This is a genomic window from Reyranella sp. (assembly GCF_004296935.1).
Lineage (GTDB): Bacteria > Pseudomonadota > Alphaproteobacteria > Reyranellales > Reyranellaceae > Reyranella.
The window spans coordinates 61,432-76,628 of the sequence record NZ_SCVH01000083.1 but is presented as its reverse complement, the minus strand read 5'-3'; the positions used below and the strand labels follow the sequence as shown (position 1 = coordinate 76,628).

Sequence of the window (15,197 nt, the reverse complement as noted above, 5' to 3'; positions counted from 1 at the left end):
TCGGAGCCTGCCATGCCCGAATTCGCCTCCAAGTACGACACCCTCCTGCTGCGGCGCGATCGGTCCCGTCTCTACGTGACGTTGAACCGTCCGTCGGTGAAGAACGCGCTCAATCCGACGCTGATCGGCGAGCTGCGCACGGTGTTCGAGAATCTGCGCGACCGCCGCGACATCAAGGTCGTGATCTTGCGGGGCGCCAGCGGCACCTTCTGCGCTGGCGCCGATCTCAAGAGCATGGAGCAGAGCTTTACCGACAAGCCGATGCCGGGCGAAAAGGACCCCATCGCGGTTTGGAATCGCCAGTTCGGTACGTTCCTGGAAATGGTGAACACGACGCCGCAGGTCGTGGTGGCGGCGGTCGAGGGCTATGCTATCGCCGGCGGCTTCGGCATCCTCTGCGTCTCGGACGTGGCGATCTGCACCGAGGACGCGGGCTTCGCCATGAGCGAGACGGCGATCGGCATCGTGCCGGCCCAGATCGCGCCATTCGTGGCCGCCCGCATCGGCGTGCCGCAGACGCGCCACCTTACGCTGACGGCCGCGCGCTTCAAGGGCCCCGAGGCGTTTCGGCTCGGCATCGCCCACTATCTGGTGAAGGATTCGGCAGCCCTCGACGCCAAGCTGGAAGAGCTGCTGAAGCAGATCGACAAGTGTGCGCCGATCGCCAACGCGCTCACCAAGCAGGTGGTGATGAAAGTCGGCACCGAGCCGCTGTCGCAGGTGCTCGATTTCGCCGCCGACAAATTCGCCGAGGCGCGGCGCGGCCCGGAAGCTTCCGAAGGCTTGCGCGCCTTTGCCGAGAAGCGCCCGCCGCGGTGGGCAGTCGAATAATGGCCTTCACGAAAGTCCTGGTCGCCAACCGCGGCGAGATCGCCTGGCGCGTCATGCGCACGGCCAAGGCGATGGGCTATCGCACGGTCGCGGTCTATTCCGACGCCGACAAGGACGCCCCGCACGTCGCCTTCGCCGACGAGGCCGTGCGGATCGGTCCGCCGCCGGTGGCCGAGAGCTATCTCAGCATCGACCGCATCCTGGAGGCCGCCCACAAGAGCGGCGCCGACGCGATCCACCCGGGCTACGGCTTTCTCTCGGAAAACGACGCCTTCGCCGCAGCCTGCGAGAAGGCGGGCCTGGTGTTCATCGGCCCGCCGGCGGCCGCCATTGCGGCGATGGGCAACAAGGCGGCCGCCAAGCGGCGCATGATCGATGCCGGCGTGCCCTGCGTGCCGGGATATCAGGGCACCGACCAGGGCGACGTCAACCTCGAGAAAGAAGCGCGCAAGATCGGCCTGCCGGTGATGGTGAAAGCCGCGGCCGGCGGCGGCGGGCGCGGCATGCGCCTGGTCGAACACGACGGCGATCTTCTGGAAGCCATCCGCACCGCGCGCGCCGAGGCGGAGAGCGCCTTCGGCTCGGGCGAACTGATCCTCGAGAAAGCCGTGGTCGATGCGCGGCACGTCGAGATCCAGGTCTTCGCCGACGCCCACGGCAACGTCATCCATTTGGGCGAGCGCGACTGCTCGGTGCAACGGCGCCACCAGAAGGTGATCGAGGAAGCGCCCTCGCCGGCCGTGAATGCCGATCTGCGGGCCCGCATGGGGGCGGCCGCCGTCGCCGCCGCCCGCGCCATCGGCTATCGTGGCGCCGGCACGGTCGAGTTCCTGCTGGCCGCCGACGGCGCGTTCTACTTCCTGGAGATGAACACCCGCCTGCAGGTCGAGCATCCCGTCACGGAGGCCATCACCGGCCAGGATCTCGTGGCCTGGCAGCTCCGAGTTGCGGCCGGCGAGCGCATGCCGTTCACCCAGGAACAGGTGCGTCTGGAAGGCCACGCCATCGAAGTCCGGCTCTATGCCGAGGATGCCTATGCCGGTTTCCTGCCGCAGACCGGCCGCATCGACGTGTGGCGGCCGGCGTCAGGGCCCGGCGTGCGCATCGACCACGGCATGAAGGACGGCCTCGCCATTTCGCCCTTCTACGATCCGATGATCGCCAAGGTGATCGCGCGCGGTGCGACCCGCGAGGAGGCGCGCACGCGCCTGATCCGCGCCTTGCGCGACACCGTGGTGCTGGGGCCGACCACCAACCGGCATTTCCTGATCCGCCTGCTGGAGCATCCCGAGTTCGCGGCCGGCAAGGCCACCACCGCTTTCCTGACGAAGCATGAATTTCCCGCGCCCGAAGTGAGCGAGCATCATTGGAAGCTGGCGGCGTTGCTCCTGTGGCGCCAATCTGCCGAACGCTACCCGCTGGCGCTGCGCGGCTGGCGCAATTCCAATCCCGAGCCGACACCGATCCGGCTCTCCGCTGCCGGCCAGGAACGGACGATCAACGTCACACCGGAGGACGCTCTGAGCGACGCCGTGCCGTTCCATATCGACGGCGACGATATCGTGATCGACCTCGATAGTTTTACCGTGCGCTTCACCGACAAGACCTATGCGCCGCCTGCTGCCGCGGCAGCCGGCAGCGATGGCAAGCTCCGCGCGCCGATGGACGGCCGCATCGTCGCCATCAAGGTCGCGGCCGGCGACACGGTCGCGCGCGGCCAGACCCTGGTCGTGCTCGAGGCCATGAAGATACAGCACCAGCTCAAGGCCGTGCTGGATGCCAGGATAGAATCCATTTCGGTGCAGGAAGGCCAGCAGGTCGCCAATCGCGCCGTGCTCATTACAATGGCGGCCGATGCCGCTGCACATTGAGAAGGTCTCGCACAGCTACGGCACCGTCGAGGCGCTGAAGGACATCGATCTCGATATCGCCGACGGCGAGACCGTCGTCCTGATCGGCCCCTCGGGCTGCGGCAAATCCACCCTGCTCGGCATCATCGGTGGGCTGCTGCAGCCCACGGCGGGGCGGGTGAGCCTGTCCGGGCCGCCACCGGCCGATTCGCTCAACCCCTTCACCTACATCTTCCAGGACTTCGCCCTGCTGCCCTGGCGCAGCGTGGCCGCCAACGTGGCGCTCGTCCTTGAGCACCGAGGCCTCGGGGCCGCCGAATGCCGCGAGCGGGTGGTGGCGGCGCTCGCCCTCACCGGCCTCACCGAGTTTGCCGCCGCCTACCCCAAGCAGCTCTCCGGCGGCATGCGCCAGCGCGTCGGCATCGCCCGCGCCCTTGTCGTGCGGCCGGCCGTGCTGCTGCTCGACGAGCCGCTGTCGGCGCTCGATGCGCAGACACGTGAGCTGCTGATGGAAGACCTGCTCGCGATCTGGGCCCGCGAGCAGAGCACGCGCGTCTACGTCACGCACAATCTCGAGGAAGCCGCCCGCCTCGCCGACCGTGTCGTGGTGCTGTCACGCCGGCCCGGCCGCATCCGCGAGGTTCTCAGGATCGACGTGCCGGTGGCCGAACGCGGCCGGCCCGAGCACGCAACGCTGCTGATCGACGTGCACCGCAGGCTGTGGGCGATGATCCGCGACGAGGCGGCCACCGCCGAACGCGAGATGCTGAATGTCTGAAAGACGCCCCGTTCCCTTCCGCGGCGGCGGCTTCGCGCCGGCACCCCGCCGTGCCGTGCCGTGGATCGTGTTCGCCGTGCTGATCGGCCTGTGGCAGGCGGCGTCGAGCAGCGGCCTGCTGCCGCCGCTCTTCATGCCGAGCCCGGCCGCCATCGTCCGCGCGCTCCGCGACCTGTGGTTCGACGGCACGCTGATGGAGCATGTGACGGCGTCATTGAAGCGCATCGTCCCGGGCTGGATCATCGGTACAGCCGCGGGCCTCGCCCTGGGTCTCGCCATGGGCATTTTCTCCTCGGCCCGGGCGGCCGGACTGCCGATCGTATCGGCGTTGTTCCCGATTCCCAAGATCGCGCTGCTGCCGGTGCTGATCCTGTGGCTGGGCATCGGTGAGCCTTCCAAGGTCGCCACCATCGCCCTCGGCGTTTTTTTCCCTACGGTCATATCGGCCTACAGCGCCTGCGATTCCGTGCCGCGCAACCTCATCCGCATGGCCCAGAGCTTCGGCCTGCCGGCGCGGGACATCGTGGCCAAGATCCTGCTGCCCGGCGCCATGCCCGGCATCCTTGCGGGCTTCCGCATCTCCGCCTCGGTGGCGCTGCTGCTGGTGGTCGCAGCCGAGATGATCGGCGCCCAGCACGGCATCGGCGCCTTTGTGCTCACGGCCGGCAACCTGATGCAGACCGACCAGCTCCTGGCCGGCGTGGTCGTGCTGTCGGTGTTCGGCCTGCTGATCTCCTGGGGCCTTGGACGGTTGGAGCGGTCTGTCCTGCGGTGGCGCTGACGGCACCGCCCGGCTAGTCTCCTGCCAACAAGGAGTTCAGGGAGGAATCGTCATGCTGCGCAGAACCGCGCTTGCCTTGCTGGCCGTTGCGGCTGCCGGGCCTGCTTTCGCCCAAGCCTACCCCACCAAGCCGATCAGCCTCATCGTGCCTTTCGCGGCCGGCGGCCCGACCGACGTCATGGCCCGCATCGTGGGCGAGCGCATGAGCCGGGAACTCGGCCAGCAGATGATCATCGACAACGTCGCCGGAGCCGCCGGCACCATCGCCATGGGCAAGCTCGCGCGCTCGGCGCCCGACGGCTACACGATCGGCATCGGCCACCTCGGCACCAACGTGGTCAACGGCGCGATCTACAAGAAGCTGACCTACGACCTGCAGAACGACCTGGTTCCGGTCGCACTGCTGCCGTCCAACCCGCTTCTGGTCGTGACTTCCAACCAGATCCCGGCGAAGGACCTCAAGGAACTGGTCGCCTACCTGAAGGCCAACGCCGATAAGGTCTCGGGCGGCACCGCCGGCATGGGCTCGGGCTCGCACATCGGTGTGCTCGCCTTCTTCGCCGCCACCGGCACCAACTACCAGCTCGTGCCCTATCGCGGCACGGGACCGGCCGTACAGGACCTGATCGCCAACCAGATCCAGATCATGATCGACCAGTCGTCGAATTCGCTGCCGCACATCCGCGCGGGCAAGATCAAGGTCTATGCGGTGACCGCCAAACAGCGCAACGCCGCCGCCCCCGACATCCCGACGACGGCTGAGGCCGGCTTCCCCGGCATCGAGGTCGCGATCTGGCACGGGTTGTGGGCGCCCAAGGGCACGCCGCCGGAGATCATCGCCAAGCTGAATGCCGCCGCCGTCGTGGCGCTGAAGGACCCGGAGATCCGCCGCAAGCTGGAAGACCTCGGCCAGGACATTCCGACACCCGAGCAGATGGCGCCGGCCGCCTTCACGGCTTTCCAGAAGGCCGAGGTCGCCAAATGGACGCCGATCATCGAGAAGGCCGGCGTGAAGGTCGAATGAGGCGTCAGTCCTTGTAGCTCGGCGGCACCGGACAGGGCGGTAGAAGCCTTTCCAGCACCTTGGCGACGCCCAGCAGCTTGGCCTCGCTCCAGCGCCTGCCCATGAGCTGCAGCCCGATGGGCAGGCCATCTCGCGAAAAGCCGCAGGGCAGCACGATCGACGGCTGACCTGTCAGGTTGGCCAGGTAGTTGTAGGACGTGCCGGCGAAAAAATACGGATACGCCACGCCGTCGATGTACAAAGGCTCACTCGACTTCTGGCGGATGAAGGCTGCGTCCGGCATCACCGGCATCAGCCAGGCGTCGTAGTCGTCGAGCAACGCCTCGCATTGGCGAATGACCCGATCCCGACGATCGAGCACGGCGAAGAATTGCGCCATGTCGAGACGGGCCGCGCGCGCCACCGAGCGCGCCGACGGATCGATGGCGCCGCCCATAGCATAGAAGCGCTCACGCTCGGCCAGGGGCTGAAGCGCGCGGACCTCGTACTGCAGCAGGTCGGACCAGTCGTCCCAGCTCTGCTGCCAATCGAACGCGGCGGGCTCGGCGCGCCTCACCTTGGCGCCGGCCTTGCCCAGCAGGCGGGCGGTTGCCTGGACCACGGCGGCGGTATCGGCCGATACCCGCACCAACGGATTGCTGTCGAGAACCGCGATGCACAGGTCGCCAGGCTTGAAGATGGGCGTCCGCCCCAGCGGCACCGGCGCCGCTTCGGCCTCGTTGCCGTCGGGACCGGCGATGATCCGGAGCGCCGTCTCGAGATCGGCGACCGAGCGCGCCAGCGGCCCGAATACGCCCATGTAGCGGACGGTCCGCGTCCGCCCCGGGAGATCGGGCACATGGCCGCGGCCGGGCACTCGCCATTCGCTGGGCTTCAGGGAAAAGATACCGTTGTAGTGGGCTGGATTGCGCACCGAACCGCCGATGTCGCTGCCAAATTCCAGCGGTGACAGGCGCGCCGCCACCGCGACGCCGCCGCCGCCCGTCGAGCCGCCGGCTGTGCGCCGCGCATCCCAGGCGTTCTTGGTCGTACCGAACAGCGGACTCTCGGTCTGAAAATCCATGCAGAGTTCGGGCACGTTGGTCTTGCCGAGGATGACCGCACCGGCGGCGCGCAGCCGCGCCACCAGACTGGCATCGGCCCTGGCGACATTGTCCTTGAGCGGCGGGTGGCTCGAGGTCGTCCTGAGGCCGGCGACATCGAAGGCCTCCTTGATGGTGATCGGCACGCCGTGCAGCGGCCCGAGCTTGGCCTCTTTCCCGGCGCCGCTCCTGCCGAGCGCACGATCCGCCGCCCGCGCGGCCTTCATCGCGCCGGCGCGGTCGACGACCACCAGCGCATTCAGCGGACCGTTAATCCGGGCAATCCGCTGCAGGTGCGCTTCGGTCGCTTCGGCCGAACTCAGGCGGCCGTTTCGTATAGCGCGTCCAAGGCCGGTAGCGGTCTCGAAACACGGGTCCATGCATGCCTCCCTTGCACCATGCCGAGACTAGTCGCCCCTCCCACACCCGGCTATAGAGCCCAAGGAATTCTTGGGGACGCCATGAGCCTGGGTAACAAGACACTGTTCATCACCGGCGCCAGCCGCGGCATCGGCCTTGCCATTGCACTGCGCGCGGCGCGCGACGGCGCCAATGTCACCATCGCCGCCAAGACAGTGAAGCCCGACCCGAGGCTCGCCGGCACGATCTTCACCGCCGCCGAGGAGATCGAGAAGGCCGGCGGCAAGGCGCTGCCGATCGCGTGTGACATCCGTGACGAGCAGAGCGTCGACAAGGCGGTGGCCGACACCGTGGCGAAGTTCGGCGGCATCGATATCCTGGTGAACAACGCCAGCGCCATCAGCCTCACCGGCACGCTCGCCACACAGATGAAACGCTACGATCTGATGCATCAGATCAACGGCCGCGGCACATTCATGGTGTCGCAGAAGTGCATCCCCCATCTGATGAAGGCGGCAAACCCGCACGTTCTGAACCTGTCGCCGCCGCTCGATTTCGACGTCAAATGGTTCGCCAACCATCCGCCCTACACGCTCGCGAAATATTCGATGTCGGTCTACGCTTGGGCGATGGCAGCGGAATTCAAGGACAAGGGGATCGCCTTCAACTGCCTGTGGCCCCGCACCGCCATCGCCACGGCCGCCATCCAGAACGTGCTGGGCGGCGACGAGGCGATGAAGCGCTGCCGCAAGCCAGAGATCATGGCCGACGCAGCCCACGCCATTCTCAATCGCCCGGCCAAGGACTGCAGCGGCAACTTCTTCATCGACGACGAGGTGCTGGCGGCCGAGGGGGTGACGAACTTCGACCCCTATGCCGTCTCGCCCGGCACGCCGTTGATCCCGGACTTTTTCGTGCCCGCCCCGGGCGCCCGCACCGTCGTCGGCCGAGGCTAGTCGCGGCCATGGCGACGTTCATGCTGGTCCATGGTGCGTGCACGGGCGGCTGGTGCTGGGAAAAGGTCGTGCCGCTGCTGGAGGCGAACGGCCACAAGGTTTGCGCTCCCGATCTGCCGGGCCTCGGCAAGGATCCGACGCCGCCCGCCAACGTCACCCTCGCCGACAACGTCGAGAAGCTGTCGCGGCTGCTCGACAAGATGGACGAGCCGGTCGTCCTGGTCGGCCATTCGCTGGGCGGCGTCACCATCAGCCAGGTGGCCGAGGCTCGCCGGCGCAAGCTCAAGGCGCTGGTCTATATTTGCGCTCTCCTGCCGCCATCCGGCAGCTGCGGCCGGGACATGACGTCGATGGAACCGGATACGATGTTCCGGCTGGCGCGGCAGGTCAGCCCAGACGGCGCGACCTACACCTTCGCCCGCGACAAGTTGCCGAGCCTTTTCTACGCCGACGTTTCGCCGGAGGATCGCTACCGTGCCATGGAGCGCCTGCGCCCGCAGCCGCTCGCCATCTCGACGACGCCGGTGACGCTCACCGAGGAACGCTTCGGTTCGGTGCCGCGCTGGTACATCGAATGCACGCACGATCACGCCATCCGAATCAACCTCCAACGGCTGATGGTGAAGTCGACCCCCTGCAAGGTCATCACCATGGAGTGCGGCCACTCGCCCTTCTTCAGCAATCCCGAGGAACTGGTCGAACACCTCGAGGCGATCGCGCGGGCCTAGTATTCAGTCAAAAAACGCGAAGGCGCGGCTCTCGATGCTCTGGCGCGGCTTGGGATTGGCGGGCGACGTCGGATCGTCGAAGGCCGAGTGCAGCGAGAAGCGGGCCCGGCCATCCTTCATCGAATCGTAGCACTTGATCAGGATCGCTTCGTCCCGGGTCATCTTGGGAAAGTAGTACCAGCGGTGGTCGGTGTTCCGGACGCCGATGTAGATCTCGCCTGTGCGGTCGGCATAGATGAGATCGCAGACGGCGAGGTCGCGCGGCGCGATGCTTTCGGCGTCGACGAAGCCCAGCGGCGCCATCTCGATCGGCTCATGGACGATGTTGCGCCAGACGTTGTATTCGGCGAAGCGCTTTTTGAGGCGCATCTCGGCTTCCTCGGGCGAGAGCAGGTCGCGCACGCGCTGCGGGCCTGATTTCTCCGTGTAGTCGTTGTGCACGCTGCGCACCGGGGCGCGCAGCCCGCGCTCGACGGCGCGGTCGGCAGTGCGCACGGTGTGGTCGAATACCACGACTTTGGAAGCGCCGGTCTCGCGCTTGATCAGCGCCTCGACCTCGGGCTCGTAGACGGTTCGCACCTCTTCCTTGTCGTAGAAATCGCGCACGACGGTGTCGTGGTGCGTCAGGACGAAGGCCTGGCGGTCGAGCGACAGGTCACGGACGATCGGCCGCGCATCGTGAATACGGACGGGAAAGTCGCGGTAGTTGCCGATCCGGCGCGGCACGCCGGTGCCGTTCGGGGGATTGTAGGTCACCGGCTTGATGCTGAGGTCGGCGAGATACTGGACCGGTGCCTCGACCCAAGGGGCCGTCGGCGGGCGGTTCACGATGGTCGGTTCGAGAGGTCGGATGTTCGGCATGGTCGCACCCACAACTGGCGTTGCCCCAATTACATGAGCAGTCAGATACCGGGTTCAAGCGGCAATGGCTCATGAGAAGACTTCATGAGCGCAAGACGAAACCAGCCCTGTGCGGCGGCCTCAGCGGTAGAGCTTGTCGATGGCGGCGGCACCCAGCCCGACCTTGTCATAATGCGCCTTGCAGAGCGCGATGTACTGGTGGACGTCGAAATAGCCCTCCGGCTCGCCCTTCTCGTCCAACCAGACCAAGGGCCCGGTCACGATGAAGAAGACCTTCATGGGATCGGGATGGTCGTAGGCCACCAGCGTATGGGCCTCGCCCGGCGTTTCGTAGATGAAGTCGCCGGCTGTCGCCGTCCAGTCGTGCTCGAGATAGCCCCACTTGCCCGAGATCGTGTAGGCGAAGACCTCGTGCGGATGATAGTGCCGGTTTACCAGGCCGGCGCTCTTGGCCATCAGGATGTCGCACCACTTGTTCTGGCTGGGCGAAATCCAGAGCGGCCGCGACGACACGGTCTCGGTGAAGGGCACGTAGTAGCGCTCGTCGTCAGTCGCGGCATTCGCGGTATAGACCTCGGGCAGGGCATCGGCCTGGAAGACCTTCTCGATCGGCTTGAGATCGCGCCAGAATTCCATCCCATCCTCCTGTTTTTGTCAGACGTGCATGCCGCCGTCAGCCATCAGCACGCTCCCCGTGGTGAAGGCGCTGCGGTCCGAGGCGAGGAACAGAACCGACTCGGCCACCTCCTCCGCCCTGGCGTGACGGCCGAGTGGAATGACGGAATCGAGGAATTTTCCCGCATCGGTGCCGAGCGCCAGGGTGAGGCCGCTCTCGACGTTGTGCTGGAATTCGTTGTCGATCGGCCCCGGCGCCACGACGTTGACGCGGATGCGCCGGGGTGCGGCCTCCTTGGCCACCGTGCGCATCAGGCCGATCAAGCCGTGCTTGGAAGCGGCATATGCCACGATGCCGGGATCGCTGGTCACACCCACGACGCTGGAGGTCATGATGATGCTGCCGCCATCGCGCATCCCCGGCAGGCCGTACTTGCAGGCGAGGAACGAGCCCTTGAGGTTCACTGCCATCACCGCGTCGAACACGTCCTCGGGATAGTCCGTCACCGGCCGGATGACGCCGCTGACGCCGGCATTGCTGAACAGCACGTCGATCGGACCCCAGCGCGCGACCGTGGCGCTCACGTAGGCCGCCGTCTCCCTGGCATCGGAAACGTCAGCCAGCATGGCGGTGGCGCGTCCTTCGGGCAGCGTCTTCAGGGCGGCGTCGAGCCCGGCGCGGTCGAGATCGACCAGCATGACCCGGGCGCCCTCGTCGGCGAAGCGGCAGGCGCTTGCGAGGCCCAGGCTGCCGGCCGCGCCGGTCACGATGCAGGTCTTGCCGTCGAGGATACCCATCATGCCCGCCTTGCGCCGCCGAGATAGGCGCGTTGCACCGCCGGATCACTGGCCAGATCCTGCGCACGGCCTGTGCCGACGATATGGCCATTCTCGATCAGGTAGCCGCGATCGGCGACGGCGAGGCTGCGTCTTGCGTTCTGCTCGACCAGCAGCACGGAAATGCCGTCGCCGCGGATTTGTCCCAGCGCGCGGAACAGCTCGCCGCAGAGCAGCGGCGACAGGCCGAGCGAGGGTTCGTCGAGCAGCAGCACTTCGGGCGCCGACATCAGGGCCCGGCCGATGGCCACCATCTGCTGCTCACCGCCGCTCATGGTGCGGGCCGTCTGCTCCAAACGTTCGGCCAGTCGCGGAAAAAGCGCGAGCACGCGCTCACGGTTGCGCGCCTCGTCCGCCCGGGCGCGGCGCGCGAAGGCACCGAGCAGCAGGTTTTCGCGTACCGTCAGCTCGCCGAAGATTCCGCGACCCTCCGGGACCAGCGCCAGCCCTGCCTCGACGATGGCATGGGCCGGCAGGCCGGCGAGCTGGCGCCCCGCCAACGTCACCCGCGCCTGCACGCCCGGCGGCTGCAGACCCGCCACAGCCTTCAGGAGCGATGATTTTCCGCTCCCGTTGGCGCCCAGGATGACCACGATCTCGCCCACGGCCACGGTGAGCGCCACGCCGTCGACGGCGCGATGCTGCCCGTACTGAACGGAGAGGCCCGCCACCTCAAGCATCATCGTCTCCAAGGTAGGCGCGGACCACTTCCGGATGGGCCAGGACTTCGCCCGGCAGGCCGGAGGCGATCAACCGGCCGGTGTTCATGACCAGGCAGCGGTCGCAAAGCGAGCGGATGGCGTCCATGACGTGCTCGACCAGCAGAATGGTGATGCCCTGGCCGCGCAGTGACTGGATGAGAGCGATGCCCTGCTCCAGTTCCGTCGGATTGAGTCCGGCCAGCCATTCGTCGAGCAGCAGCAGGTCCGGCTGCAGCGCCAGCGCGCGGGCGAGTTCCAGCCGCTTCTGGTCGATGTAGGTGAGCGCTCCCGGCAGGGCGTCGCGGGCGCGTGCCAGCCCGACACGGTCGAGCAGCGTGTCGGCATCGGCACGGGCCTGGGTGCCCCAGGCGCGGCGCTTGCCGAACGCAAGGCCGGTCAGGACATTGTCGTGACAGGTAAACGATGCCAGTGGTCGCACGATCTGGAAGGTGCGGGCCACACCAAGCCGGGCGATGCGGTGCGCCGGCATGCCGGCGATGGCCTGACCGCGCAGCGCGATGCTGCCGAGATCTGGACGCAACGCGCCCGACAGCAGATTGAGCACCGTCGTCTTGCCCGAGCCGTTGGGGCCCAGCAGCCCCATGATCTCCCCCGCACCGACGGAGAAGCTCAATCCATCGACGGCCACAAGCCCGCCGAAGCGGCGCGTCAGGCTCTCGACCTCGAGCAGGCCGCTCATGCCGGCCGCCGCACGGTCTGTTCCACCAGCCCCACGATGCCGCGCGGGATGGCGTAGACGATGAGGATGAAGACAAGCCCAACCATGATGCTGAAATGATTGGGGAAACGCGCCAGCAGGAACTCAAACAGCAGCGCCAGCGGCACCACGCCCATCACCGGCCCGTAGAGCCGGTGGACGCCGCCCAGCAAGGCCATGATCAGGACGGTGAAGGAGATCACCGGATTGAAGGCAATGGCGGGATCGATGTAGGTCCAGCGCGGCGCCATGATCGCGCCCGTCAGCGTCATAAACACGGTACTGAGCACGAACAGCGCGACCTTGGCCTGGGTTGCATCGATGCCCGAGTGGCGGGCCACGGTCTCGTCATCGCCGATGGCGCGCAGCGCCAGCCCGAGCCTGGACCGGCCGATCAGGAATCCGGCGGCGAACACCAGCACCGCAAGGATCAGCAGTTGCCAGTAGATCTGGGCGGCGGTGATGTCGGTGAAGACGTAGCGGCCCAGAGTGCGCGTCTTGTTGACCTCGTACCAGGTGACGAGTTGGCGGACGAGTTCGGCCAGGCCCAGGGTGAAGATCACGAAGTAGACGCCGGAGAGGCGGAGCGTCGAGAGGCCGACGATGCCCGCCACCAGGATGCCGATACCGGCCGCGATCAGCAGCACCAGCGGCCAGGCGAGCGTCTCGGCAAATACGGCCGTGGTGTAGGCGCCGATGCCGAAGAAGGCGACGGTGGCCAGCGAGACGTAGCGCGTCGGGCCGGAAAACAGGCTCCAGGCCGTCGCCAGCACGGTGTAGCTCACGATGTTGATGGCGAGCGACAGCCCGTAGTCGCCCAGCAGGAACGGCACGCACGCGAGGCCGGCGATGGCCGCCGCCACGCCCAGAACCCGGAGTGCATCCTGCGTCATCATCGATTGGCCCGGCCGAGCAGGCCCTGTGGCCGCACCAGGAGCACGAGCAGGAAGATCGCGTAAGTGGCGGCGAGCGTCAGGCCGGGATCGATGAAGGTGGCGACGTAGTTTTCGGTGAGCCCCAGGATCAGCCCGGCGATCAGCGCGCCCAGAAGATTGCCGACGCCACCCATGATGACGACGATCAGTGCCTTCAGGGTGAAAACGACGCCCAGATTGGCATTGAAGGTGAGGAACATCGAGACCAGCACGCCGGCCGCCGCCACCAGCGCACCGCCCAGCGCGAAGGCCAGCGCCGAGGCGGTGCGCACGTCGATGGCGACGAGTTGGGCCGCCACCGGATCGACCGCGACGGCGCGGACCGCGGTGCCGAGCCGCGTACGGGTAAGGCCGAGGTAGAGGCCGAGCCCGATCACGACGGCCAGCACCAGCGCCAGCAGGCGGTTGGCGGCGACGGTGGCGCCGGCGAACTGCAGCGGCACGGAGAGGAAGGAGTAGCTGTAGTAGGCGCCGCCGAACAGCGCCAGCATGACGCCCTGGATCACGAACAGCAGCCCGAAGGTGGCGAGGATGCTGTCGACCTCGAGCTGGTCGCGCGACTTGGCGCGGCGCACCAGCGGCTGCAGCAGGTAGCGGTAGATGGCGTAGCTGGCGGCAAAGGCCAGCGGCGGCACGACGATCAGGCCGAGCAGCGGGTTGAGCGCCAGGCCGGAATAGAACCAGAAGGCGGCGAAGGCGGCGGCGATCAGCAGCTCGCCGTAGGAGAGGTTCATGATGCGGGCGACGCCGTACTGCAGCGTCAGCCCCATGGCGACCAGCGCATACATGCCGCCCAGCGTCACGCCGGAGAGCGTCACTTCGAGCAGCATCGCCGATCACCCGTACGCAGGACGAAGGATAGGGCGGATGCCGGCGGCATCCGCCCGCCCAAATGAACCGACTAAGGCTTCCAGGCCGGCTTCGGCACCACGACGGAACCGACACCGGCGCGTTGAGGTGCCACGCCAACGAAGAAGCCGTCCTGCCACTGGCCGATCAGCCAGAAGTTGTCCTTCATCATGTTGTCGACCATCTTCACCTTGCCGAGCACGGTGTCGAAGGTGCCGGTCTGCAGCTCCTTGATGATGGCGGCACGATCGATCTTGCCGACCTTCTCGATCGCCTGCTCGAGCATCTGCAGCGAGGAGTAGCCGATCTGGCTGCCCCAGCGATCGGGCCCGCGCTTGAACATTTCCTCGTGCTTCTTGGCGTAGGCCAGGGTCGAGGCATTGTCCTTGGACCAGCCGCCGAGCGACATGATGCCCTCGACATTAGCGCCGAAGCGCTGGGCATACATCGGGAAGCCGACGCCCACACCCAGGAACATCACCTTGGGCGCGTAGGATGCCACCTTGGACTGCTCGGTGAGCGCCATGGTGTCGGGCGGGTAGCTGAAGGCCACGAACGTGTCGGCGCCGGAACGCGACGCCTCGCCGATCAGCGGCGAGAGGTCCTGGGTGCCGATGGGATAGCTCTTGTCGTAGGCGAGCTTGAAGCCCGCGGCGGTGAAGCCCTTGCGGGCGGCCTGCGAGAGGTCGATGCCGAAGCCATCAGCAATCGAGATCATGGCGATGTTGGGTCCGATCTTGCCTTCGTCGCGCAGCTTCTTCAGGAGGCCGACCAGCGAGTCGACATATTGCGTGCTGGTGCCGAGCAGCCAGAAGCTGTTGGGCCAGCGCTTGACCAGATCGGGCGCCCGATCCGTGACGGCGCTGAAGGCGAGCTGGGGATAGCCGTACTTGTTGAACACCGGCCCCACCGCAAGATTGAGACCGGTGCCCCACGGCGGGAACAGCAGGTCGACCTTGTCCTGGGTCACCAACCGCTCGACGGCCCGCACGGCCTCCTCGGAGTTGGAACGGTCGTCGTATTCAATCACCTCGATCGGGACGCGCTTGCCGCCGATCATGAGGCCGCCCTTGGCGTTCACATCCTTGACCCACATCTCGTAGTTCGGGATCTGGGTGATGGTGGCGCCGCCGGCGTTGGGACCGGTCTTGGAGATGGCATAGCCGATCTTGACCTTGTCCTGCGCCACGGTGGGCGCAGCGGCAAGCGCGGTCGCGGCCAAGGCCGCAAGCGCGCACAGAGTCAGTCGCATCATGGCGTGTCCCCTCTTGGTTGGCGTTTCCCTGATTCT

At 67.0% G+C, this 15,197-nt stretch carries 16 protein-coding genes; 7 read left to right on the top strand and 9 right to left on the bottom strand.

Features of this window, described 5'->3' with window-relative positions:
• The first annotated feature begins 12 nt into the window (after nt 1-12).
• Genes EPO55_RS11950 through EPO55_RS11930 form a run of 5 tightly spaced genes read left to right on the top strand, consistent with a single transcriptional unit; the run spans nt 13 to nt 5,264 of the window.
• Nucleotides 13-831: an enoyl-CoA hydratase-related protein gene (locus EPO55_RS11950; protein ID WP_296337039.1), complete on the top strand. Its 819-nt coding sequence runs from the start codon at nt 13-15 to the stop codon at nt 829-831.
• A complete protein-coding gene (locus tag EPO55_RS11945; RefSeq protein WP_296337038.1) occupies nt 831-2,702 on the top strand; it encodes an acetyl-CoA carboxylase biotin carboxylase subunit in 1,872 nt (623 codons plus the stop codon). Before EPO55_RS11950 ends, EPO55_RS11945 begins: the two co-directional genes overlap by 1 nt.
• On the top strand, nt 2,686-3,459 hold the full coding sequence (locus EPO55_RS11940) for an ABC transporter ATP-binding protein (protein ID WP_296337037.1): 774 nt from the start codon (nt 2,686-2,688) through the stop codon (nt 3,457-3,459). The genes EPO55_RS11945 and EPO55_RS11940 overlap by 17 nt, the downstream gene beginning before the upstream one ends.
• Nucleotides 3,452-4,240, top strand: a complete 789-nt coding sequence (locus EPO55_RS11935) for an ABC transporter permease (RefSeq protein ID WP_296337036.1) — start codon at nt 3,452-3,454, stop codon at nt 4,238-4,240. The genes EPO55_RS11940 and EPO55_RS11935 overlap by 8 nt, the downstream gene beginning before the upstream one ends.
• A 52-nt stretch (nt 4,241-4,292) precedes the next feature.
• On the top strand, nt 4,293-5,264 hold the full coding sequence (locus EPO55_RS11930; RefSeq protein WP_296337035.1) for a tripartite tricarboxylate transporter substrate-binding protein: 972 nt from the start codon (nt 4,293-4,295) through the stop codon (nt 5,262-5,264).
• 4 nt (nt 5,265-5,268) lie between these two features.
• Here EPO55_RS11930 and EPO55_RS11925 read toward each other — a convergent pair whose 3' ends face one another.
• Nucleotides 5,269-6,726: an amidase gene (locus EPO55_RS11925; protein WP_296337034.1), complete on the bottom strand. Its 1,458-nt coding sequence runs from the start codon at nt 6,724-6,726 to the stop codon at nt 5,269-5,271.
• Between the two features lie 81 nt (nt 6,727-6,807).
• Between EPO55_RS11925 and EPO55_RS11920 the strand changes: the two genes are divergently transcribed.
• On the top strand, nt 6,808-7,662 hold the full coding sequence (locus EPO55_RS11920; protein ID WP_296337033.1) for an NAD(P)-dependent oxidoreductase: 855 nt from the start codon (nt 6,808-6,810) through the stop codon (nt 7,660-7,662).
• A gap of 8 nt (nt 7,663-7,670) precedes the next feature.
• Entirely contained in the window at nt 7,671-8,390 is a 720-nt protein-coding gene (locus EPO55_RS11915; RefSeq protein WP_296337032.1) for an alpha/beta fold hydrolase, read from the top strand.
• 3 nt (nt 8,391-8,393) lie between these two features.
• Here EPO55_RS11915 and EPO55_RS11910 read toward each other — a convergent pair whose 3' ends face one another.
• From EPO55_RS11910 to EPO55_RS11875, 8 genes are all read right to left on the bottom strand, one after another.
• Entirely contained in the window at nt 8,394-9,251 is an 858-nt protein-coding gene (locus EPO55_RS11910) for a CmcJ/NvfI family oxidoreductase (protein ID WP_296337031.1), read from the bottom strand.
• A gap of 120 nt (nt 9,252-9,371) precedes the next feature.
• On the bottom strand, nt 9,372-9,887 hold the full coding sequence (locus EPO55_RS11905; protein WP_296337030.1) for a 2,4'-dihydroxyacetophenone dioxygenase family protein: 516 nt from the start codon (nt 9,885-9,887) through the stop codon (nt 9,372-9,374).
• A gap of 18 nt (nt 9,888-9,905) precedes the next feature.
• Nucleotides 9,906-10,667 carry an SDR family NAD(P)-dependent oxidoreductase gene (locus EPO55_RS11900; RefSeq protein WP_296337029.1) on the bottom strand — a complete coding sequence of 254 codons (762 nt, stop codon included), beginning with the start codon at nt 10,665-10,667 and terminating at the stop codon, nt 9,906-9,908.
• Nucleotides 10,664-11,383, bottom strand: a complete 720-nt coding sequence (locus EPO55_RS11895; protein ID WP_296337028.1) for an ABC transporter ATP-binding protein — start codon at nt 11,381-11,383, stop codon at nt 10,664-10,666. The genes EPO55_RS11900 and EPO55_RS11895 overlap by 4 nt, the downstream gene beginning before the upstream one ends.
• Entirely contained in the window at nt 11,376-12,104 is a 729-nt protein-coding gene (locus tag EPO55_RS11890; RefSeq protein WP_296337027.1) for an ABC transporter ATP-binding protein, read from the bottom strand. Before EPO55_RS11890 ends, EPO55_RS11895 begins: the two co-directional genes overlap by 8 nt.
• The gene (locus EPO55_RS11885; RefSeq protein WP_296337026.1) at nt 12,101-13,018 is read right to left on the bottom strand and encodes a branched-chain amino acid ABC transporter permease; all 918 of its coding nucleotides are present in this window, start codon (nt 13,016-13,018) and stop codon (nt 12,101-12,103) included. The genes EPO55_RS11890 and EPO55_RS11885 overlap by 4 nt, the downstream gene beginning before the upstream one ends.
• The gene (locus EPO55_RS11880; RefSeq protein WP_296337025.1) at nt 13,015-13,887 is read right to left on the bottom strand and encodes a branched-chain amino acid ABC transporter permease; all 873 of its coding nucleotides are present in this window, start codon (nt 13,885-13,887) and stop codon (nt 13,015-13,017) included. Before EPO55_RS11880 ends, EPO55_RS11885 begins: the two co-directional genes overlap by 4 nt.
• A gap of 71 nt (nt 13,888-13,958) precedes the next feature.
• Nucleotides 13,959-15,161 (bottom strand): amino acid ABC transporter substrate-binding protein, encoded by a 1,203-nt coding sequence (locus EPO55_RS11875; RefSeq protein ID WP_296337024.1) that lies wholly within the window; start codon nt 15,159-15,161, stop codon nt 13,959-13,961.
• Between the last annotated feature and the right edge of the window lie 36 nt (nt 15,162-15,197).